The organism is Actinomadura sp. J1-007, from assembly GCF_009793335.1.
Lineage (GTDB): Bacteria > Actinomycetota > Actinomycetes > Streptosporangiales > Streptosporangiaceae > Spirillospora > Spirillospora yumaensis.
On sequence record NZ_WING01000003.1, the window covers coordinates 1,111,580 to 1,130,469 of the forward strand.

Annotated in this window: 16 protein-coding genes and 1 pseudogene; 9 read left to right on the forward strand and 8 right to left on the reverse strand. The window is 73.1% G+C overall.

Annotated features, from left to right (window positions below):
* Positions 1 to 130 precede the first annotated feature (130 nt).
* Entirely contained in the window at positions 131 to 586 is a 456-nt protein-coding gene (locus GEV43_RS46385; RefSeq protein ID WP_160826913.1) for a tellurite resistance TerB family protein, read from the forward strand.
* A 52-nt stretch (positions 587 to 638) separates the two neighbouring features.
* Here GEV43_RS46385 and GEV43_RS46390 read toward each other — a convergent pair.
* The 3 genes and pseudogenes from GEV43_RS46390 to GEV43_RS46400 all read right to left on the reverse strand — a co-directional run bounded on the left by GEV43_RS46390 (position 639) and on the right by GEV43_RS46400 (position 3,246).
* A pseudogene (locus tag GEV43_RS46390) lies at positions 639 to 1,632 on the reverse strand (cation diffusion facilitator family transporter).
* A gap of 72 nt (positions 1,633 to 1,704) precedes the next feature.
* On the reverse strand, positions 1,705 to 2,739 hold the full coding sequence (locus GEV43_RS46395; protein ID WP_160826914.1) for a hypothetical protein: 1,035 nt from the start codon (positions 2,737 to 2,739) through the stop codon (positions 1,705 to 1,707).
* 3 nt (positions 2,740 to 2,742) lie between these two features.
* Positions 2,743 to 3,246: a SigE family RNA polymerase sigma factor gene (locus GEV43_RS46400; protein ID WP_160826915.1), complete on the reverse strand. Its 504-nt coding sequence runs from the start codon at positions 3,244 to 3,246 to the stop codon at positions 2,743 to 2,745.
* A gap of 220 nt (positions 3,247 to 3,466) precedes the next feature.
* Between GEV43_RS46400 and GEV43_RS46405 the strand changes: the two genes are divergently transcribed.
* Positions 3,467 to 4,972 carry a M20/M25/M40 family metallo-hydrolase gene (locus GEV43_RS46405; protein ID WP_160826916.1) on the forward strand — a complete coding sequence of 502 codons (1,506 nt, stop codon included), beginning with the start codon at positions 3,467 to 3,469 and terminating at the stop codon, positions 4,970 to 4,972.
* A gap of 72 nt (positions 4,973 to 5,044) precedes the next feature.
* Here GEV43_RS46405 and GEV43_RS46410 read toward each other — a convergent pair whose 3' ends face one another.
* Positions 5,045 to 6,283 (reverse strand): GNAT family N-acetyltransferase, encoded by a 1,239-nt coding sequence (locus GEV43_RS46410; protein ID WP_160826917.1) that lies wholly within the window; start codon positions 6,281 to 6,283, stop codon positions 5,045 to 5,047.
* A gap of 192 nt (positions 6,284 to 6,475) precedes the next feature.
* Between GEV43_RS46410 and GEV43_RS46415 the strand changes: the two genes are divergently transcribed.
* Positions 6,476 to 7,537: a Gfo/Idh/MocA family oxidoreductase gene (locus tag GEV43_RS46415; protein WP_309240355.1), complete on the forward strand. Its 1,062-nt coding sequence runs from the start codon at positions 6,476 to 6,478 to the stop codon at positions 7,535 to 7,537.
* A 36-nt stretch (positions 7,538 to 7,573) separates the two neighbouring features.
* Here GEV43_RS46415 and GEV43_RS46420 read toward each other — a convergent pair whose 3' ends face one another.
* Positions 7,574 to 8,842: an NDP-hexose 2,3-dehydratase family protein gene (locus tag GEV43_RS46420; protein WP_309240356.1), complete on the reverse strand. Its 1,269-nt coding sequence runs from the start codon at positions 8,840 to 8,842 to the stop codon at positions 7,574 to 7,576.
* Positions 8,843 to 9,248: 406 nt separating this feature from the next.
* Between GEV43_RS46420 and GEV43_RS46425 the strand changes: the two genes are divergently transcribed.
* Complete coding sequence (locus tag GEV43_RS46425) at positions 9,249 to 9,905, forward strand: dTDP-4-dehydrorhamnose 3,5-epimerase family protein (protein ID WP_160826918.1); 657 nt, start codon at positions 9,249 to 9,251, stop codon at positions 9,903 to 9,905.
* Here the strand turns inward: GEV43_RS46425 and GEV43_RS46430 are convergent.
* Positions 9,884 to 10,654, reverse strand: a complete 771-nt coding sequence (locus GEV43_RS46430; protein WP_160826919.1) for a class I SAM-dependent methyltransferase — start codon at positions 10,652 to 10,654, stop codon at positions 9,884 to 9,886. The two genes, GEV43_RS46425 and GEV43_RS46430, sit on opposite strands and share 22 nt — an antisense overlap.
* Positions 10,655 to 10,683: 29 nt before the next feature.
* A complete protein-coding gene (locus GEV43_RS46435) occupies positions 10,684 to 11,751 on the reverse strand; it encodes an aldo/keto reductase (RefSeq protein WP_309240357.1) in 1,068 nt (355 codons plus the stop codon).
* A gap of 250 nt (positions 11,752 to 12,001) precedes the next feature.
* Here GEV43_RS46435 and GEV43_RS46440 point away from each other — a divergent pair, with 250 nt between their 5' ends.
* From GEV43_RS46440 to GEV43_RS46460, 5 genes are all read left to right on the forward strand, one after another.
* Positions 12,002 to 12,940 (forward strand): putative sugar O-methyltransferase, encoded by a 939-nt coding sequence (locus GEV43_RS46440; protein WP_160826920.1) that lies wholly within the window; start codon positions 12,002 to 12,004, stop codon positions 12,938 to 12,940.
* 244 nt (positions 12,941 to 13,184) lie between these two features.
* The gene (locus GEV43_RS54455) at positions 13,185 to 13,886 is read left to right on the forward strand and encodes a TetR/AcrR family transcriptional regulator (RefSeq protein ID WP_160826921.1); all 702 of its coding nucleotides are present in this window, start codon (positions 13,185 to 13,187) and stop codon (positions 13,884 to 13,886) included.
* Positions 13,879 to 14,799, forward strand: coding sequence for an ABC transporter ATP-binding protein (locus tag GEV43_RS46450; RefSeq protein ID WP_160826922.1), 921 nt, complete (start codon positions 13,879 to 13,881; stop codon positions 14,797 to 14,799). The genes GEV43_RS54455 and GEV43_RS46450 overlap by 8 nt, the downstream gene beginning before the upstream one ends.
* Positions 14,796 to 16,397: an ABC transporter permease gene (locus GEV43_RS46455; RefSeq protein WP_160826923.1), complete on the forward strand. Its 1,602-nt coding sequence runs from the start codon at positions 14,796 to 14,798 to the stop codon at positions 16,395 to 16,397. The genes GEV43_RS46450 and GEV43_RS46455 overlap by 4 nt, the downstream gene beginning before the upstream one ends.
* A gap of 229 nt (positions 16,398 to 16,626) precedes the next feature.
* Positions 16,627 to 17,466 (forward strand): alpha/beta fold hydrolase, encoded by an 840-nt coding sequence (locus tag GEV43_RS46460; protein WP_309240358.1) that lies wholly within the window; start codon positions 16,627 to 16,629, stop codon positions 17,464 to 17,466.
* Between the two features lie 52 nt (positions 17,467 to 17,518).
* Here the strand turns inward: GEV43_RS46460 and GEV43_RS46465 are convergent, their stop codons facing one another.
* Positions 17,519 to 18,820 (reverse strand): activator-dependent family glycosyltransferase, encoded by a 1,302-nt coding sequence (locus GEV43_RS46465; RefSeq protein WP_160826924.1) that lies wholly within the window; start codon positions 18,818 to 18,820, stop codon positions 17,519 to 17,521.
* Positions 18,821 to 18,890 lie beyond the last annotated feature (70 nt).

The window sequence follows — 18,890 nt, forward strand, 5'->3', positions numbered from 1 at the left end:
AACGGCGGAACGGGAGCGTTCGTTGGGAGGGGACCGGCCCCGGCCGAACCGTCCGGGGGCGCTCGTGCTACGACACTTGTAGCAGATCGGCTAGAGTCCCGGTCAGGCATACCGCGAGAGGAAGGCCCCGATGGCGTTCTGGGACAAGCTGCGCGAGTCGTCGCAGACGATGCAGACCCAGCTCATGGCGAAGAAGAACGAACTGAAGAGCGGCGCGTTCCGCGACGCGAGCATGGCGATGTGCGCGCTGGTCGCCGCGGCCGACGGCACGGTGGACCCGAGCGAGCGCCAGCGGACGGCCTCGCTCATCGCGAGCAACGAGGTGCTCCAGAACTTCCCGGCCGACGACCTCCAGCGCCGGTTCAACGCCTACGTCGACAAGCTCAGCGCCGACTTCGCGTTCGGGAAGGTCAGCGTCCTCCAGGACATCGGCAAGGTGAAGAAGAAGCCCGCCGAGGCGCGCGCCGTCATCCAGATCGGCATCATCATCGGCGGCGCGGACGGCGTCTTCGACGACTCCGAGAAGGCGGTCGTCCGCGAGGCGTGCTTCGCCGTCGACCTCTCCCCCGCCGAGTTCGAGCTCTGACCGGCCGCGCCGCCGCGCGCCGGCCCCGCGCGGGCGGGGGACGTGCCCGCCCTCACCCCCGCGGGCCGGTGCGGGGCGCTCCGCCCGCCCGGCGCGCGGCGTCCGGGAGCCCGGCGGTCGTGGACGTGGAGACGCCGCCCCGGAAGATGTCGGGCTCGATGTAGATCAGCCGTGCGATCGGGACGGCCTCCCGGATCCGCGCCTCGGCCCCGTTGATGGCGTGCGCGACGTCGCGCGCGTCGTCGTCCAGGTCGATCGCGATCTTGGCGGCGACCAGCAGCTCGTCCGGCCCGAGGTGCAGGGTGCGCATGTGGATCACGGTGTCCACGTCGTCGCCCGCGAGGATGGCACGCTCGATCGCGCGCACGTGCTCCTCGGTGGCCGACTCCCCACCAGCAGGCTCTTGACCTCCGTGGCCAGCAGGACCGCGATCACCGTCAGCAGCAGCCCGATCGCCCCGGTGCCGACGCCGTCCCAGACCCCGTCGCCCGTGGCGAGGGTGAGCCCGACGCCCGCCAGCGCGAACACCAGCCCGACCAGCGCGCCGGTGTCCTCCAGCAGGATCACCGGCAGCTCGGGCGCCTTGGACCGGCGGACGAACCGCACCCAGCCGGCCCCGCCCCGGGTCCGGTCGGCCTCCTTCACCGCCGTGCGCAGCGCCGACCCCTCCAGCACGATCGCCACGAGCAGCACGGCGACCGGCACCCACTCCCACTCCGTGATCGGGTGCGGGTCCCTGATCTTGTGCCACGCCTCGTACAGCGCGAACAGCCCGCCCAGGGTGAACAGCACGATCGCCACGATGAACGCGTAGATGTAGCGCTCGCGCCCGTACCCGAACGGATGCTCGGCCGTCGCGCGCCGCTGCGCCCGCTTCCCGCCCACCAGCAGCAGCGCCTGGTTGCTGGAGTCGGCGACCGAGTGGATCCCCTCGGCCAGCATCGAGGACGAGCCCGTCAGCGCGAACGCGACGACCTTGGTGACCGCGATCCCCAGATTGGCCCGAGCGCCATGACGACGGCCCGCGTACTCCCCTCGGCACTCATCCGCGCCCACCCCTCCGCCTCGCCCAAGAACAGCGACAACTGTAGTAGACGGCGGCCCGGCGGCTCACCGGGTCACGGGAGGTCGTAGACCTCCAGGGTCCAGGTCCCGGCCGGGGCGACGCCGCGCATGAGGTTCTCGATCGCGGCGGGGTCGGTCCGCTTCCCGGGGACGACCTCGGCGGGGAGCACGCGGACGTCCACGTCGGTCCGCACGCCGGCCCTGGCCTTCTGGTCCCACGTGACGCCGAACGACTCCGCCCGCTCGCAGCCGACCATCCTGGGCGTTCCGCCGCCGACCCGCACGATCGCCCAGGCCGTGCCGTCGACGCAGGCGACGCGCAGCCGCACCGAACGGCCCGAGGAGGTGAACGCGGCCGTGCGGACGCGGCCGTCCCCCTTGCCGGCCGTCCGCGCCAGCCGTTTCAAGCCGGTCACCGTGCTCCCCTGGACGCCCGCGCGGCGCTCGGGGGCCTTGCACGTCTCGCTGGTGCACGTCCCGCTGTAGACGTGGACGCTCCACGCGGCGGAGACCGGGCGGTGCGCCGCCAGGTAGGCGTCGAGGTCCTTCGTTCCGGACGGTTCCGGGGCCCGGGACGGCAGCGCGACGAGGTCCAGGGTGACCGGCCGGCCCGGCACCGTCGCCAGGTAGCTCGCGAAGCCCTCGCCCCCGGGTGAGCAGCCGCCGCCCGACAGCTCGCCGTCCTTCACCTCGTAGATCGCGACCTCGGCCGAGCACCGGTGCGTGAGCAGGGTGGTCCGGCCGGTCGGGACGATGCGCAGCCGCGTCTTCTCCCCGGCCCGGAACAGGAACCTGTCCCCGAGGGGCGCCATCCCCTCCTTCGGAGGCGTCCCGGGCCTCGGCGGGCTCAGCTCCACCGCCGTCGGGCCGGACGCCGGGCGCGGCCGGTCGCCGGCCCCCGGCGCGGCCGTGAGGAACGCCCCGACCGCCACGGCGACCCCGGCCGTTCCCACGGCGGCGGAGGCGGCGCGCACGCGGGCGCCCCGCCTGACGCGGCGCCGGACCTGCCCGAGGCGGTCCGGCGGGTGGGGCGCTCCGGCGCTGCGGTCCTCCATGAGCTCGCGCAGGTCCTGCATCGTGTGCGGCATCGGTCAGTCCCTTCCCCTGGGCGCGACGGCGAGGATCTCCGGATCGATCCTGAGCTTGGCGAGGGCCTTGCTGGCCTGGCTCTTCACCGTCCCGACCGAGCAGCCGAGCACCGCCGCCGCCTGCGGCTCGGTGAGGTCCTCGAAATAGCGCAGCACGACGACGGCCCGCTGGCGGCGCGGCAGCCTCCCGAGCGCCGCCCACAGGACCGCCTTGTCCTCGGCGGTCCCCATCGCGTCCGCCGGATCGGCCCGTTCGGGCGGCTCGTCCGTCGGACGCTCCCCGCGCCAGCGCCGCCTGGCCCACGACGCGTGTGTGTTGACCAGGATCCGGTAGACGTACGGGTCGGGGTCGTCCCCGATCCGGCGCCACGCGCGCCACGCCTTGACCAGCGCGGTTTGCAGCAGATCCTCCGCCAGCCCCCAGTCCCGGCACAGCAGGTACGCCGTGCGCAGCAGCCGGGGCGACCGTTCGGTCACGTAGGCGGCATAGTCGGGTCGCTCCCGCATCCGACCTCCTTCGGGTTCCTGCCGACTACTACCGCCCGGCCCCCGGAACGGTTGCCCGGAACGGTCGCCCGCGTGATCGCACGCCTCGGAGCGTCAAGTTCCTCTTACCGATCGGTTCTGGCCAGCGTTGGCCGCTCTCATCGCTGATGTACGCATTGATTGCTTCTGCGGCAAATGTCAGGCTGCGCACCGTTCATTGTCTTTCTGATGCGGAGGACACATGGTGCGCAAAGGTGCGCTCGCCACCCTCGTGGCACTGGCGGTCGCGATCGTCCCTGGCGTGGCGACGCAGGCCGACGCCGCGCAGGGCGAGCTGGCGAAGCTGGTGACCCTGAAGGACGTCCGGCACCACCAGCTCAACCTGCAGAAGATCGCCGACGCGAACGGCGGCAACCGCGCCGCCGGGCTCCCCGGCAACGTGATCACCAACAAGTACATCGTCGACCAGCTCAAGCGCGCCGGCTACCGGCCGACCGTGCAGAACTTCACGTTCGACTTCTGGCAGGAACGGTCGGAGGCGGTGTTCGCCGAGACCGCGCCGACGCCGAAGACGTTCGCGCCCGGCAGCGACTTCGCGACCCTCCAGTACTCCGGCAGCGGCGACGTGACCGCCCCGGCCACCGCCGTGGACCCGGGCGCGTCCGGAACGGGCAGCGGGTGCGAGGCGGCGGACTTCGCCGGGTTCACCAAGGGCAACATCGCGCTGATCCAGCGCGGCGGCTGCTTCTTCTCGGTCAAGACCGACAACGCGATCGCGGCGGGCGCGAGCGCGGTCGTCATCTACCAGCAGCCCGGCACCGACGGCCCCGTCAACGGGACGCTGGGCAAGGCGTACGACATCCCGGTGGTCGGCCCGACGAACGCGATCGGCGTGCAGCTCGTCCAGCAGGCGCAGGCGGGCCCGGTGTCGCTGCGCGTGCGGACCGACACCGTGAACGAGAAGCGGACCACCTCCAACGTGCTCGCCGAGACCAAGCGCGGCCGGGCCGACAACGTCGTGGTGGTCGGCGCGCACAACGACAGCGTCACCGAGGGCCCCGGCATCAACGACGACGGCTCGGGCACCGCGACGCTGCTGGCGATGGCCCAGAAGATCGGCAAGCTCGGCGGGAAGGTCCGCAACCAGGTGCGCTTCGCGTTCTGGGGAGCGGAGGAGGAGGGGCTGCTCGGCTCGCAGCACTACGTCGACACCCTGCCGCGGACCGAGCTCGACAAGATCGCGCTGATGCTGGACTTCGACATGCTCGCCTCGCCGAACTACGTGCGGTTCGTCTACGACGGCGACAACAGCACCGGCGAGAACAACGTGCCCGTGCCGGCCGGCACCGGCGCGATCGAGAAGGCGTTCACCGACTACTACGCGGGCCGGAAGCTGGCGACCGACCCGACGCCGTTCGACGGCCGGTCGGACTACAACGCGTTCATCGTCGCGGGCATCCCGGCCGGCGGCATCTTCACCGGCGCCGAGAAGATCAAGACGCCGGAGCAGGCCAAGGTCTACGGCGGCACGGCCGGGAAGCCGTACGACCCGTGCTACCACCAGGCGTGCGACCGCTACGACAACGTCAACCTCAAGGGCTTCGACGAGATGATCGACGGCACCGCCGCGGTGACGGAGCTGTTCGCCCACAGCACCCTCACCGTGAACGGCAACGAGCTGGCCAGGAAGCGCGCGGCGGGCAAGGCGCCCGCCCCGCAGTGGAGGGGCTCGTACGAGACCCGCTGACCGGCGGTGAACGGGAAGGGGGCGCGCGCCGCGCGCCCCCTTCGCGCTGCGCGCTCCGTTAGCAGTCCTCCGCTAGAACTCCTCGGAGGTGTGCGGGAGCAGCTCGGTGGCGAGGGCCGCGTCCAGCGCCGCCGCCGCGCCCGGCGTGTGCTCGGCGACGAGCCCCGCCCGCACGAGGTGCTCGGCGCGGGTGCCGCCGAGGTAGCAGGTGGCGAGGTCCCGCACGTCGAACGTGAGGTCGGGGGCGGCGGACTCCTCGGGGCGGAACGAGCAGGATCCGCCGTCCGCGACGAGGCGGCGCACGCCCGCGTTGGCGGGCAGCCGGTCGTCCCGCACCTCCAGCACGAGGTCGACGGGGGCGGCCCACGCGCGCCGTTCCATCGCGTCGCGCACGTCGACCAGCCGCAGCCACATCGCCGGGAACCGCGAGGTCACCCGGACCTGGTCGCGGTCGGCGGCCATGAGCGGAAGCGGGTCGTCCTCGGGACGGCCCCAGGCCCGGACCACGCCGGTGAGGTCGATCCCGGCGAGGTAGCGCCACAGCGCCGCCGCGACGGCCGGGGTGTCGGCCTCCAGCTCGTCCACGCGGACGAGGCCGGGGGTCCTCGCGTCCTCGTCGCCGCACTTGGTCCGGTAGACCGCGTACCCGGCCACGGGGTCGCCGAGGGCGACGACGCGCGGAGCCGTCAGGTCGTCGTCCCCCTCGTCGGTGTCGACCAGCCACTCCTCGCGCCACATCGCCTCGTCGCGGGCGGGCCGGCCGGGCCGGGAGGCGCGGGTGGCGTCGTAGTACGGGCCGAGGAGCTTGACCGTCTCCTCCTTGCCGAGCAGCCGCACGGGCCGCTCGTCGGGTGCGATCCGCAGCGCGAGCGGGCGTCTGGAGTCGATCTCCACGGTCGCGGCGTACGTGCCGTAGCCGTAGCCGTAGCGGCCGTAGATCGCGGCCTCGGACGCCCAGAGCGCGGCGAGCGGGCGGTCGGCGCTCCGCCGGAACAGCTCGGCCATCATGCCCGTGAGCACGCCGCGCCTGCGGTGGGTCGGCGAGACCGTCACGAACGAGACGCCCGAGCACGGCACGTCCCCGCCGGGCACGGACAGGGTGAACGGAAGCGCGGCGAGCAGGCCCACCAGGAGCGGCCCGTCGTACGCCCCGATGCGCAGGCTCCCCCGCAGCACCTCCCGGTGCCGTTCGAGCCTGGCCGCCCCCGGCGGCTTCTCGTTGAAGACCATGAAGGCGTGGTCGAGCGCGACGTCGATGTCGGCCTCCTGGACCTCGCGGAAGGCGAGTCCAGAGGCGAGTTCTTGATCCACTCTGGAACGGTACTGACGGCGCCCTGGTGAACGCACGTCATTTTCGCGCCGCCGCCGGAGGGCGCCCGCCGGGGTAGGGGCCCCAGCCCTCGCGGGCGTCGCGCGCCCACGGCCAGCGCGGACGTCCCTCCGCGACGGCCCGCACGGCGGTAGGGGCTTGCCGGGCGCGAGGACGTGCGGCACGTTGACGGCGTGGAACGACAGGAACCGCCGCTGCGCCTGGGCGTGCTGGGCTGCGCGGACATCGCGCGCCGCCGCACGGTCCCCGCCCTCCTCGCCGCGGACGGCGTGGACGTGACCGCCGTGGCGAGCAGGGACCCCGGCAGGGCCGAGAGCTTCGCCGCCGAGGTCGGCTGCGCCGCCGTGGGAGGGTACGGCGCGCTGCTCGCCTCCGACGACATCGACGCCGTCTACATCCCGCTGCCTTCGGCGCTGCACGCCGAATGGACGGAGAAGGCCCTGGACGCGGGGAAGCACGTCCTCGCGGAGAAGCCCCTCACCACCGACTACGAGACCACCGCGCGGCTGCTGCGCCTCGCGCGCACGCGCGGGCTCGTCCTGCTGGAGAACGTGACGTTCCTGCACCACTCGCAGCACACCGCCGTACAGAAGATGCTCGCGGACGGCGCGATCGGTGAGTTGCGGGACTTTTCGAGTGCGTTCACGATCCCGCCGCTGCCCGCCGGGAACACGCAGTTCCTACCGGGGCTCGGCGGTGGGGCGCTGCTCGAACAGGGCGTCTACCCGATCCGCGCGGCGCTGCGCTTCCTCGGCAACGACCTCGACGTGACCGCCGCCGTGCTGCACGTGGACGGCGGGACGGGCATGGTGGTCGGCGGGCGCGCCCTCGCCTGCACGCCGGGCGGCGTGACGGCCGACCTCGCGTTCGGGGTGCGGCACTCCTACCGGACGGGCTGCGAGTTCGCGGGGAGCGCGGGGCGGCTGCTGACCGACCGGGCGTTCACGCCTCCCGCGGCGTACCAGCCGGTCGTACGGATCGAACGGCAGGACCACCGCGAGGAGATCACGCTGCCCCCGGACCACCAGTGGGCCAACCTGGGGCGCTTCTTCGCCCGCGCGGTGGGCGCGGCGCGCGTGGCCGGCGCGGCCGGCGCGGCCCGCACCGCCCCGGGCCCGGGCGCGGGCGCGGAGGCGGGTACGGGCGGGGAGCCGGAGGCGTTCGGGGCGGGGAGCCTGCATCAGGCGCGGCTGGTGTCCGAGATCGAGGAGCGGGCGCGGCGGATCACGGTGTGAGCGCCGCGCCGGCCGCGCCGCGGGCGGCCATGGCGTTCAGGCAGGCGAGCAGGCTGCGCGCCTGCACGTTGAGGTAGTGGCTGTGCTGGGCGAGCATGGTGAGCTGGCCGGGGTGACCCAGCGGAACCCGGCGGGCGGGTCGATCGGGGCCTCGTCCTCGTCGGCCTCGACCACCATGTAGCGGCTCTCGGCGTTGAGGAACCGGCCGCCCTCCTCGGAGTGGACGGCCGAGTAGCGGACGCGGGACGGGTCGGCGGAGGAGACCAGGTCGATGAACGCGGGCCGCTCGCTCGCGGGCACGTGCGCGTAGTTGCCGGGGATCGCCTGGACGGTCGGGCCGAGCTCGACGGTGTCGAGGAAGCCGCCCTCGACGCGGGCGCGCGCGAGGACGTGCGGCACGCCCTCGAACGTGCGGGTCACGTAGGCGACGATCCCGGTCTCGTACGGCTCGAACAGCGGCTGGGTCCACCGCGTCACCTCGCGGTTGCCCGCCCGCACGGACACGGCCACGACGCGGAAGTGCCGGCGCTCCTCGTGGTCGATCGACCAGGGCCCCTGCACCCAGTGCCGGAGCCCGGCGCGGGGGACGCGCTCGGTCGTGACGATGTGCCGGGACCGTTCGGCGGCGATCCAGGACCGCAGCTCGACGTCGGAGTGCAGGGCGGTCGGGCCTCCCGCGCCGGGCATGCACGCGAGCACGGACCGGGCGTCCATGTTGACGACGTTGTCGAGGTGCAGGAGCCCGGCGAGCTGGCCGAGGGTCAGCCAGCGGAAGTCCTCGTGCTCGGGGACGTCGCCGGTCGCCTCGACGATCATGTTGCGGTTGCGCTTGCGGCAGAACCAGGCGCCGTGCTCGGACTGGAGCACGTCGGCGAGCACCCGCACCGGCTCCCCGCCGGTGAAGTACTCCAGGTAGCGGACCGACGCGCCGCGGTGCACCTTGGTGTAGTTGCTGCGGGTGGCCTGCACGGTCGGCGAGAGCTGGAGCAGGTTGGGGTTGCCGGGCTCCATCTTGGCCTGCATGAGGAAGTGCAGGACGCCGTCGAACCGCTTGGCGAGGATGCCGAGGATGCCGACCTCGAACTGGCAGATGATCGGCTGCTGCCACTCCCGGGGCCGGTCGCCGTCGATGCTGACGCGCAGCCCCTCCACGGTGAAGAAGCGCCCGCTGTCGTGGACGAGGTTGCCGGTGGGGCCGTCGAACGACCAGCCGTCCAGCTCGGCGAACGGGATGCGGCCGACCTGGAAGCGGGTGGCGTCGCGGCGCTCGCCCAGCCACGCGCGGACGTCGGCGACGCCCGGCACGCGGCCTTCGAGCGCGGCGGCCGAGGCGGCGATCGCGCGCTGCGCGGCGGTGTCCTCGCGGGCGCGCGGCGAGCGCCCGCCCGGCGCCGGGCGTCCGCGCGGGGACCGGGGGGCTCTCGGGGATTGCGGGGACCGCGGGGATAAGGGCGCTGGACGGGCGGGATCGGGCACGACTGCCTCCCTTGTAGGGCATATCCGGTTCACCACGGTATCGCTTTACCGCGGCCCCGCCCGAGGCCGCGAACCGTTTATGAGGAAAACAGGGGCCCCTAAGGCACGCACGGTCAGCCGCGCATTTGGCATCGTTTCCCGGAACGGCCTGGAAGTGCGGCCGCGCGCCGCCGAGCCCTTTAGTCCCGCTTAAGCGCGGCCGCGGAAAATGCGGCGTTCCGCGAGGAGGTTTGCTGTGCGCATCTCAGAGATGACGGTCCCCGACGCCTACCGGATCGAGCCGGATCGCATCGCCGATTCGCGCGGCTTCTTCTACGAGGCGATCAGAGCGGAGGCCCTGCGGAGCATCACGGGCCACGAGCTGGAGATCCGGCAGGTCAACTACTCGGTCTCCAAGCGGAACACCGTGCGCGGGATCCACGGCACCGCGCTGCCCCCCGGCCAGGCGAAGCTCGTCACGTGCGTGCGCGGGGCGGCGCTCGACATCGCCGTGGACATCCGCGTGGGCTCGCCGACGTTCGGGCACTACGCGGTCACCCGCCAGGACGCGGAGTCGGGCACCGCCGTCTACCTGCCCGACGGGATCGGGCACGCGTTCCTGGCGCTGACCGACGACACCTGCATGTGCTACCTGTGCTCGGTCGAGTACGTCCCCGGCACGATGATCGACATCGACGCGCTGGACCCCGAACTGGCCCTGCCGTGGAAGCTGACCGGGCCGCCGATCCGCTCGGCGAAGGACGCGGCGGCCCCGTCCCTGTCCGAGGCCGCCGCGGCCGGCCTGCTCCCCACCTACGAGCAGTGCGTGCGGTCGTACGCGCGGAACGGCCCGGCCGGCGGCGGCGCGGCGGGCCCCGCCGCCGGCGGGCGTCACTCGTTCCAGCGCAGGTAGATGACGGGGGGCTCGCGGCCGGGGATCTGGTGGAGGGTGGCGTCCTGGCCGCAGACCTCGCGGAACGCGGCGGTCTCGCCCGGCCACTTCGGGTGGGCGAGCTCGTCGAACGCCACGATGCTCCCCCTGGTCAGGTACGGGCGGATCGTCTCCAGCGTCTCGCGGGTCGGCGCGTACAGGTCCATGTCGAAGTAGGCGAGCGCGATGACCGTCTGCGGGTTCTCCTCCAGGTAGCGCGGCACGGTCTCGCGCACGTCGCCCTGCATGACGATCGTGCGCTGTACGTGGCCCATCGGCTCGCCCAGCTCGTGCGCCGCGAGCACCTCGCGCAGGTGGTCGGGGTAGTCCCGCGCCGTCTCGAACCTGCCGACGACCGCGCTCGGGCTGACCTCGTCCACGGGGCTGATGTCGGGGAACCCGGTGAAGGTGTCGAACCCGATGATCCGGCGCAGCGAGTTGTACGGCTCGTAGATCCCGCGCAGCGCGGTGAGCGTCGCCAGGTGCCGTCCGTGCAGCACCCCGAACTCCATGATCACGCCGGGCACATCGCGGACCTCGCGGTAGAGCGCGTCCATCGACAGCAGGTCGCTGAGCTGGTGCCGGCGCAGGTAGACCGCGAGGTTGTCGATCAGGTACTCGGGCTGGATCGGGGTCTTGGACAGCAGCCGGGTCAGGCGCTCGCGCGCCTCGCGCTCGCCGTCCGACTCGTGCGGGACGATCCGCGGATCGGTGTACTGGCTGATGGACATGCGTGCTCTCTCCTCCGGGGTCGGGGCGGTCAGCCGATCCACGCGTCCGGCGCGGGCCCGCCCCGCCCGACGGGCGGGAACAGCGCGTCGAGCCGGTCGAGCTCCGGATCGGACAGGGGCTTGTCCAGCGCCCGCAGCGCGCCGTCCACGTGCTCGGGCGTCCGCGGGCCGATGATCAGCGAGGTCACGCCCGGACGGCGCAGCGCCCACGCCAGGCCGACCTCGGCCGGGTCCCGGCCGAGGCCGCCGCAGAACCGCTCGTACTCGGCGATCGTCTCGCGGTGGGCGTCCAGCGCGGCGGCGGCGCGGCCCTGCGCGGACTTGACCGCCGTGCCCTCGGCGGCCTTGCGCAGCGTCCCGCCGAGCAGCCCGCCGTGCAGCGGCGACCAGACCAGCACCGCGACGCCGTAGGCGCGCGCCGCCGGGATGATCTCCAGTTCGGGGTGCCGCGCGACCAGGTTGTAGAGGCACTGCTCGGAGGCCAGGCCCGGCGCGCCGCGGCGGGCGGCGGTCTCCTGCGCGGCGGCGAGGTCCCAGCCGGCGGCGTTGGACGAGCCGACGTACCGGACCTTCCCCTGGGCCACCAGCAGCTCCATGGCGCGCCAGATCTCGTCCCACGGGACGGCCCGGTCCATGCTGTGGAGCTGGTAGAGGTCGATCCAGTCGGTCCCGAGCCTGCGCAGCGAGTCCTCGCACGCCGCGACGATGTGCCGGGCGGACAGGCCGCGGTCGTTCGGGCCGGGCCCCATCGCCGACCCGACCTTGGTGGCGAGGACGACGTCGTCGCGGCGGCTCCCGCGGGCCAGCCAGCGGCCGATGACCTCCTCGGTGTGGCCCTTGCGGACCCGCCAGCCGTAGGAGTCGGCGGTGTCGAGGAGGTTGAGGCCGCACGCGAGCGCGTGGTCCATCAGCCGGTGCGCCTCGGGCTCCTCGACGCGCCCGCCGAAGTTGACCGTGCCGAGGCCGAGCCGGCTCACGGTCAGGCCCGTGCGGCCGAGCCGGACGTGAAGCCCGTCGCCGCTCACCGTCCGCCCGTCCCCGCCGGGGCCGGGACGCGCGCCGCGCGGCGGGCCGCGCCCGACAGGTCTGGAAGCCACAAAAAAATCCGCAATGCACCGATTCTTTCCGCATAACCGTCCGAGCGCTGCGGCACCAACGTAATGCCTGCGCCTCCCGCCCCATACCCCTAAGAGCCGCCCGCCGGGAACGGCCGCGGGCCATAGGGGCCCCTAGCGGGGCGGCTCGGCGGAATAGGGCCTTGAGACGGCGCCGGACGCTCGATTAGCATCGGCCGCGAGATATTCTTGGCGCTTTCCCTGAATCCGAAGGTACGGCCGGGAGGACGATATGGGGCCCAGTTATCAGAGCAGCCTCCAGTGGGAGAACATTAGCAAACACTGGGTCACCGAGGATGTGTCCGCCGAGCTGGCGGATTTCAAATCCGGGCGGCCCAACCACAAGATCGCCATCTGGAATCCGGAGGCGAACGGGATCAGGTACCTCAAGACCCTGGTCTACAACCTCGCGTCGGGGCTCGGTCCCGCCGAGTGGGAGAAGCTGCGCAGGATCCGCAACCGCGAGGTGGGCGACCCGTTCACCGTGACCTACGACGGCGAGAGCGTGTGCCTGGACTACCTCCAGGCCGTGCTGGAGCTCGGGTTCGTCGAGAAGGGGCTCGACCTCGCGGGCGCCGCCGTCCTGGAGATCGGCGCCGGCTACGGGCGGACGTGCCACACGCTGCTGTCCAACCACGACCTCGCCTCATACCACATCGTGGACCTGCCCAACACGCTCGGCCTGTGCCGCAGCTACCTGCGCGCCGTGCTGGACGAGGAGCGGTTCGACCGGATCACGTTCGTGACGGTCGACGAGGTCGAGGACGCGCTCGGCGCGCGGCGCTTCGACCTGGCCGTCAACATCAACTCGTTCACCGAGATGCCCCCGGGCACCGTGCGGGACTACCTCGCGCTGATCGACCGCCGCTGCGACGCGTTCTACGTCAAGAACCCCGTCGGCAAGTACATGGACAAGAGCCTGGACGGCCACACGCAGGGCGACGAGGTCGTGCGGATGGCGATGGAGACCGGCCCGCTCCGCAAGGTGGTCGACATCAACGACAGCCGCGCCGTGGAGGCGGCCGTCCCCGACTTCATCGAGGCGTACCGGCCGGGCGGGGCGTGGACCTGCGCGGCGGACGGCTGGCCCGTGCCCTGGACCTACTTCTGGCAGGCCCTCTACCGGCGGTCCCCCGCCGCGAACGGTTCGGCCCCGGCCGCCGGCCGGTGAGCCGGAACGTTCGTTGACCGCCCGAAGGCGCCCCGGTCAGGACGCCGCGCCCGCCCAGGGCGCCGCCTCCACCCGACCGGGCGCCTTCCCCTTTTCCCGTCCCCCGCGTCCGCCCGCGCCTGCCGCGCGCCCGCCGGGCGGACGTTCGTCTGGGCTTCGGCTGTACGCCATCTATAGCTTCCTATACACGTGTACTGTACTCTGCACAGAGAGATAGCGGACGATACAAGCGGGGGGCTTCCTGATGCTGGCAGAACGTGGCGGAGCGGCCTTCGAGGATCTGACCGCCCGCGCCCGGATCAGAGACGCGGCGCTGCGGTACTTCACGGAGTACGGGTTCACGCAGGCGACGATCCGGGAGATAGCCCGCGCCGCCGGCGTGTCACCGGGGCTGGTCCGCCACCACTTCGGTTCCAAGGAGGCGCTGCGCCAGGCGTGCGACGCCTACGCGCTGGAGGCGCTGCACGGCTTCTACGACCAGACGCTGAACGGCGACCGGCTGAGCCATCCGCGCTCCACCATGGACGCCCGGCACACGCTGCACCCGTTCCAGCGCTACCTGGCGCGGGCGCTGATCGACGAGTCCGAGGCGGCGGCGCGGATCTTCGACGACCTGGTGGCGATGACCGAGCGGTCGCTGATCCAGGCCGACCGGCAGCGGCCCGACCCGCCCATCGCGGACGCGGCGAGCCGGGCCGCGCTGATGGTGGCCATGGCGCTCGGCATCCCGACGTTCCACCAGCACATCTCCCGCGCCGTGGGCGCCGACATCTTCTCCGACGAGGGTGACCGGCGGGTCGCCCTCGCCCTGCTCGACGTCCACTCCCACAGCGTCATCAGCCCGGAGACGGCCGCCTCGCTCCGGGACGGGCTGGACGAGCCCGGCAGCGGGTCCGGCAACCGCGCACCCTTCACCCATTCACAAGAGGAGCACCGCCATGAGTGACGCCATCTCGGCGAAGGGACTGGTCAAGAAGTTCGGTCCGACGCGCGCGCTGGACGGCCTCGACCTCACCGTGCGCACCGGGGAGGTGCACGGCTTCCTCGGGCCGAACGGCGCGGGCAAGTCGACGACCATCCGGGTCCTGCTCGGCATCCTGCACGCGGACGCGGGCGAGGTCGGGCTGCTGGACGGCGACCCGTGGCAGGACGCGACCGCGCTGCACCGCCGCCTGGCGTACGTGCCGGGCGACGTCAACCTGTGGCCGGGCCTGTCCGGCGGCGAGGTGATCGACCTGCTCGGCCGGCTGCGCGGCGGGGTCGACAAGCGGCGCAAGACCGAGCTGCTGGAGCGGTTCCAGCTCGACCCGAGGAAGAAGACCAGAACCTACTCCAAGGGCAACCGGCAGAAGGTCGCGCTGGTGGCGGCGCTCGCCTCCGACGTCGAGCTGCTGCTGCTGGACGAGCCGACCTCCGGCCTCGACCCGCTGATGGAGGAGACGTTCCGCGAGGCCATCGCCGAGGAGCGCAGCGCGGGCCGCACCGTCCTGCTGTCGAGCCACATCCTGTCCGAGGTCGAGGCGCTGTGCGACCGGGTGAGCATCATCCGGGAGGGGCGGGTCGTGGAGACCGGCACCCTCGACGAGATGCGGCACCTGACCCGCACCTCGATCGACGCCGAGCTGATGCGCCCGCCGTCGGGCCTGTCGGACGTCCCGGGCGTGCACGAGCTCAAGATCGACGGCATGCACGTGAGCTGCGAGGTCGAGACGGCGAGCCTGGACGAGGCGCTGCGGCAGCTCACCGGCGCGGGCGTGCGCAACCTGGTCAGCCGCCCGCCGACGCTGGAGGAGCTGTTCCTGCGGCACTACACCGCGGACGGCGGCGCGCGCGACGCGAACGCGGGGGTGGCGCGGTGAACCCGCTCACGGGCACCGGCAAGCTGGTCAGGCTGATCCTGCGCAGGGACAGGTGGCTGCTGCCGGCGTGGATGTTCTGGGTGGTGGTGATCCCGCTCAGCTACGTGTCCACCTACAAGGACCTGTACCCGACGGCCGCCGACCGCGCCGAGTACGCCGCGACGAGCGGCAGCAACCCGACGTTCCTCGCGCTGTACGGCCCGCTGCCCGACGTGAGCCTCGGCGGCATCGTCGCGCAGCGCGCGGGCTTCATCCCGATCTTCGTCGGGCTGGTCAGCATCCTGACCGTCATCCGGCACACCCGGACCGACGAGCAGGCCGGGCGCCGCGAGCTGCTCGCCGCGACCGTGGTCGGGCGGCACGCGCAGCTCGCCGCCGCGCTGATCGTGACGATGACCGCCAACCTGGTGGTCGCCGTCCTGCTCGGGCTCGGCCTGAGCGGGCAGCTCCCGGCCGGAGGGGCGTTCGCGATCGGGCTGGGCTTCGCGGTCGCGGGCTGCACGTTCGCGGCGGTCGCGGGCGTCGCGGCGCAGCTCACCGAGTACGCGGGCAGCGCGCGCGGCCTCTCGATCGCCGCGCTCGGCGGGTTCTTCCTGGTCCGGCTGGCCGCCGACACCGGCGGCGACAACAGCGGGCTGACGTGGCTGTCGTGGCTGTCGCCGCTCGGCTGGGTGACGCTGCTGCGCCCGTTCGCCGACGAGCGCTGGTGGGTCCTCGCGCTCGCCGTCGCGTTCGCCGCCGCGGCGGTCGCGGTCGCGGTCGCGTTCTCGTCGCGGCGGGACATCGGCGCGGGGATCCTCGCGGCGCGGCTCGGCCCGGCGGACGCCGCGCCGTCGCTGAGCAACCCGATCGTCCTCGCGTGGCGGCTCCAGCGGAGCCTGCTGCTCGCCTGGACCGTCGCGATGATCGTGCTCGGCGGGGTGTTCGGCGGCATCGCCCAGGGCGTCGGGGACCTGCTGGAGGACAACGACACGCTGAAGGACATGTTCCTGCGGATCGGCGGCCAGCAGGGCCTGATCGACGCCTACCTCGCCTCCATCATGGGGACGGTCGGGCTGGTCGCGTCCGCGTACGGGATCCAGGCGGCGCTGCGGCTGCGCACGGAGGAGCAGGCCATGCACGGCGAGTACGTGCTGGCGACCTCGGTGAGCCGGGCGAAGTGGGTGGCGAGCCACCTGCTGTTCGCCGCCGTCGGCCCGGCCATCGCGCTCGCGGCGGCGGGCGTCACGACCGGGCTCGTGCACGGCGCGGACATCGGGGACGTCGGCGGCCAGGTGCCGCGCATCCTCGGCGGCGCCATGGTGCAGCTCCCGGCGGTGTGGACGCTGACGGGCCTGGCGCTCGCGCTGTTCGGGATCCTGCCGCGGCTGTCGCTGGCGGTGTGGGGCGCGCTCGCGCTGTTCTTCCTGCTCGGGCAGCTCGGCGAGGCCATGCAGCTCGACCAGGCGCTGATGGACCTGTCGCCGTTCTCGCACACGCCGCGCATCCCCGGCGGGCACTTCTCGGCGATGCCCGTGGTCTGGCTGCTGGCCATCTCCCTCGCGCTGACGCTCGTCGGCTTCGTCGGCGCCCGGCGCAGGGACATCGGAACGGCCTGACCCCCCAGAACGGCCGGGAGGCCGCCCGCGACCGCGTTCACCCCGTCGAACCTGCTCCGTCCGGCGGAGGTCCGGCGGCCTCCCGGCACCCCGTCCCCTGCGTCCCCCGATGAGGGGGCGTAGGGGATCGGTACGGGTACCCAACGCGTTCCCGGTCATGAAAGCTGGCTCCGTACGCACCGGCGGGACGCCCGGCGAGCACGCCGGCCGCCCGCCGAGGGAACGACCCGTGCGAGAGCGAAAGGGCGTCATGACACAGCCGTCCACCGACTTCGAAGCGTGGATCCGCCGCTACCACCAGGCGCCGAGCAGCGGCGTGCGCCTCGTCTGCTTCCCGCACGCGGGCGGCTCGGCGAGCTTCTTCTTCCCCGTCTCGGCACGGCTCTCCCCGGCCGTGGACGTCGCCGCCGTGCAGTACCCGGGCCGCCAGGACCGGCGCGCGGAGGCCAACATCGGCACCATCCCGGAGATGGCGGACGCGGTCCTCCCGGCCGTGCGGGCGCTGGCCGACCGGCCGCTGGCGTTCTTCGGCCACAGCATGGGCGCGGTGCTCGCCTACGAGGTCGCGCGGCGGCTGGAGCGCGACGGCGCGGAGCCGCTCGCGCGCCTGTACGTCTCGGGGCGGCGCGCGCCGTCCAGGCACCGGTCCGAGCACGTGCACGAGCTGGACGACGCGGGGCTCGTCGCCGAGCTGCAACGGCTCAGCGGCACCGACTCCAGCCTGCTCGGCGACCCCGAGGCGCGGGACATGATCCTGCCCGCCGTCCGCAGCGACTACCACGCCGTCGAGACCTACCGGCACGTTCCCGGCGCCGCGCTGAGGTGCCCGGTCGTCGCGCTCGTCGGCGACCGCGACCCGCAGGTGACGCGGGACGAGGCGCTGGCCTGGGCGGAGCACAGCTCCGGGCCGTTCGACCTGCGGGTGTTCCCCGGAGGGCACTTCTACCTCGTCGAGCACGGCCCGCGCGTGATCCAGGCTCTCGCCGACGACCTCGCGGCCGTCCGGGTGCCGAGCGGCGCGGGCGGGGTGGCCGGCGGCGCGGGCCGTACGGACGCCGCCGCCACCTGACGGATCTCGCGGGCGGCGGCCGGGCGTTCCTCCCGGCCGCCGCTCAGGCGCGTCACGCGCGGTGCTCGGCGGTGAGCCTTTCGAGCTCGGGCACGAGGGCGTTCGGCGCGGGGTAGGACATGATCTCCCGGCGCAGGGTCTCGGCGCCCGCGCGGAACGCGGGGTCCTCCAGCATCCGGACGACGTTCTCCCTGATCAGCGGGCCGCTGAACCGGTCGGGGGTGATCGCCAGCCCGGCCCCGGCCGCGCGGAGGTGGTGGTCCTTGAACGGCGCGTCCAGGGCCGTGCTGACCAGCAGCTGCGGGACGCCGCTCAGCAGCGAGCCGTTGAACGAGCCCGCTCCCCCGTGGTGGACCACCGCCGAGCAGGTGGGCAGGACGGCGTGCAGCGGCACGAAGTCGACCACGCGGACGTTCGCCGGGACGCGGCCCAGGCTGGCGCGCACGTCGTCGGGCAGGGTCACGACGACCTCGACGTCCAGGTCGGCGAGCGAGTCGAGGGACTCCCGGAGCCGTTCGACGGGGACGACCTGGAGCTCGGGCCACGACCGCACCGAGACGCCGAACGTCATGAGGACGCGCGGCGCGCGCGGCGGCTCGGCCAGCCACGCGGGGATGACGGCGGGCCCGTTGTAGGGGACGTGCCGCATCGACACGGTCCGGTGCGGGAAGTCCAGGCGGAACGAGGCGGGCATCTGGTCGATCGAGAAGTGCCCGTTGACCAGCTCCTCGGAGAACTCGACCCCGTACTTGGCGGCCCACGGCGCGAACCAGTCCTTCAGCCCGTCCCGGCGGTCCTGCGGCGGCTGGCGCGCCATCACGGTGAGCTGGTCGTCGCGCAGCCGGCTGTAGAGGTCGACGGAGAACAGGAACCGCGCGTGCGCCGCGCCCACCGCGGCGGCGGCGACGGAGCCGGCGAAGGTCACCGCGTTCCAGATGACGAGGTCGGGGCGCCAGGACCGGCAGTACGCCACCAGGTCGTCGAACATCGTGTCGTTGGACAGCCACGCCCTCGGCACCACGAGCGTGTCGTGGATGCGGTTGAGCTCCTGCCAGCTCAGCCGCTGCCGGTCCGGGCCGAGGTCGTACAGCTCGACGGGGTGGCCCGGCGGGGGCGCCTCCTCGGGCGTCGGCAGGGTGCCCTCCCGCCAGGCGCGCCGGACCCGTTCGCCCATGGTCTCACCCGAGCCGACGGGGACCGCGGTGAGGCCCGCGCCGGTGACGGCGCCGGTCAGGTCGGGCTCGGCGGCCACGTGCACCTCGTGGCCCGCGGTCTGCAACGCCCAGGCCAGCGGGACGAAATTGAAAAGGTGCGTCTTCCACGGGAGCGTCACGAACAGGACCCGCACGGCCACCGTCTCCTTCGGTCGGGGAATTCACGTCTCGGGGTTTCCTGAAACCGGGCAGGCGGCATCCGGTCTGCCG

Bases quoted from the DNA above. Each gene is read 5' to 3' on its own strand.
- GEV43_RS46385 (WP_160826913.1), top strand. From the start codon at position 131: ATGGCGTTCTGGGACAAGCTGCGCGAGTCGTCGCAGACGATGCAGACC.
- GEV43_RS46395 (WP_160826914.1), bottom strand. From the start codon at position 2,739: ATGCCGCACACGATGCAGGACCTGCGCGAGCTCATGGAGGACCGCAGC.
- GEV43_RS46400 (WP_160826915.1), bottom strand. From the start codon at position 3,246: ATGCGGGAGCGACCCGACTATGCCGCCTACGTGACCGAACGGTCGCCC.
- GEV43_RS46405 (WP_160826916.1), top strand. From the start codon at position 3,467: ATGGTGCGCAAAGGTGCGCTCGCCACCCTCGTGGCACTGGCGGTCGCG.
- GEV43_RS46430 (WP_160826919.1), bottom strand. From the start codon at position 10,654: ATGTCCATCAGCCAGTACACCGATCCGCGGATCGTCCCGCACGAGTCG.
- GEV43_RS46440 (WP_160826920.1), top strand. From the start codon at position 12,002: ATGGGGCCCAGTTATCAGAGCAGCCTCCAGTGGGAGAACATTAGCAAA.
- GEV43_RS54455 (WP_160826921.1), top strand. From the start codon at position 13,185: ATGCTGGCAGAACGTGGCGGAGCGGCCTTCGAGGATCTGACCGCCCGC.
- GEV43_RS46450 (WP_160826922.1), top strand. From the start codon at position 13,879: ATGAGTGACGCCATCTCGGCGAAGGGACTGGTCAAGAAGTTCGGTCCG.